The sequence below is a fragment of the Clostridium sp. genome, assembly GCF_051650885.1.
Lineage (GTDB): Bacteria > Bacillota > Clostridia > Clostridiales > Clostridiaceae > Clostridium.
Genome location: NZ_JBOFRG010000116.1, coordinates 1 through 1,676 on the forward strand (window position 1 = coordinate 1; position 1,676 = coordinate 1,676).

Annotated in this window: 3 protein-coding genes and 1 pseudogene; all 4 read left to right on the forward strand. The window is 35.6% G+C overall.

Translation table 11 applies throughout. The annotated features are described in order from the left end of the window. Positions 1-120 (forward strand): preprotein translocase subunit SecE (gene secE, locus ACRC28_RS05655; RefSeq protein WP_438541503.1); only part of this gene is annotated, 120 nt, incomplete at its 5' end. Between the two features lie 29 nt (positions 121-149). Then, complete coding sequence (nusG, locus tag ACRC28_RS05660; RefSeq protein WP_438542476.1) at positions 150-683, forward strand: transcription termination/antitermination protein NusG; 534 nt, start codon at positions 150-152, stop codon at positions 681-683. An 87-nt stretch (positions 684-770) separates the two neighbouring features. After that, positions 771-1,196 carry a 50S ribosomal protein L11 gene (rplK, locus tag ACRC28_RS05665; RefSeq protein WP_438541500.1) on the forward strand — a complete coding sequence of 142 codons (426 nt, stop codon included), beginning with the start codon at positions 771-773 and terminating at the stop codon, positions 1,194-1,196. Between the two features lie 55 nt (positions 1,197-1,251). Continuing rightward, a pseudogene (locus ACRC28_RS05670) lies at positions 1,252-1,676 on the forward strand (50S ribosomal protein L1); the annotation flags it as partial.

A 1,676-nucleotide genomic window follows, 5' to 3' on the forward strand; every position in this document is an offset into this window, starting at 1 on the left:
GAGGAAACGAAAAAAGCATTAATTGCTGTTCTAGGATTCACTATTATATACATTGTATTAGTAGGTGGATTTGATTATATTTTTCAAAACCTCTTCGAAGTAGTTTTGAAACTGAAATAAAGGAGGTTTAGGTGGTAACACCGATTAATATGAGTGAAATAGCAAGATGGTACGTAGTACATACGTATTCTGGATATGAAAACAAAGTTAAAGCTACCATTGAAAAAACTATTGAAAATAGAAATCTTCATCACCTAATACAAGATATACAGATTCCTATGGAAGAAGTTATCGATGAAGAAAAGAAAGATAAAGATGGTAATCCAAAGGTAAGTTTTAAAAAGAAGTTTCCTGGGTATGTAATTGTAAAAATGCTAATGACAGACGAATCATGGTATGTTGTTATAAATACAAGAGGTGTAACAGGATTCGTAGGACCTGGTTCTAAACCAGTGCCTCTTACTGAAATGGAGATTGAATCTATGGGAGTTGTAGAACTACCTAGAGAAACAGATCTTGAAGTTGGGGAAAGTATTAAAGTTACCTCAGGACCACTGAGAGAATTTATTGGAACCATTCAAGAAATCAATCTTGAGAAGCTTAAAATTAAAGCTTCAGTTGATATGTTCGGTAGGGAAACACTTGCTGAACTAGATTTTAACCAAGTAGAAAAATTAGTTTAATTTGATTTTAGTCTTATAAAAGACTAATGTTTTAATTAAGTGGGAGGGCAAAAGCCCGTATTACCACAGTATAGGAGGAATAACAACATGGCTAAGAAAGTAACTGGAATGATCAAACTTCAACTTGCTGCAGGAAAGGCAACTCCAGCACCACCAGTTGGACCAGCATTAGGACAACACGGTGTAAACATCATGGGATTCTGTAAGGAGTTCAACGCAAAAACTGCTGATAAGGCTGGATTAATAATACCAGTAGTAATCACTGTATATCAAGATAGATCGTTTAGCTTTATCTTAAAGACTCCTCCAGCTGCAGTACTAATCAAAAAAGAATTAGGACTTGAAAGCGGATCAGGAGTACCAAACAGAACAAAAGTTGGTAGTTTAACTAAGGATCAAGTAAGAAAGATCGCAGAATTAAAAATGCCAGATTTAAATGCAGCTAGCGTTGAAAGTGCTATGAGAATGATAGCAGGAACAGCTAGAAGTATGGGCGTAACTATTGAAGAGTAATTCATTTTAAAATAGTGGGAGGTAAAAACCGTTAATACCACAAAGGAGGCTTATTATGGGAAAAAAATATGTTGAAAGTGCAAAATTAGTAGATAAAAGTGCTTTATATAATGTAACAGAAGCGTTAGATCTTGCTGTTAAAACTGCAAAAGCTAACTTCGATGAAACAATCGAACTACACGTAAGACTTGGGGTAGATCCAAGACATGCGGACCAACAAGTTAGAGGTGCAGTAGTTTTACCACATGGAACAGGTAAAACAGTTAGAGTTTTAGTTTTCGCTAAAGGAGACAAAGCAAAAGAAGCTCAAGAAGCTGGTGCAGATTTTGTTGGAGCTGAAGAATTAGTTCAAAAGATCCAATCAGAAAACTGGTTTGATTATGATGTAGTGGTAGCTACTCCAGATATGATGGGTGTAGTTGGAAGAATCGGTAGAGTTTTAGGACCTAAAGGATTAATGCCAAACCCTAAATCAGGAAC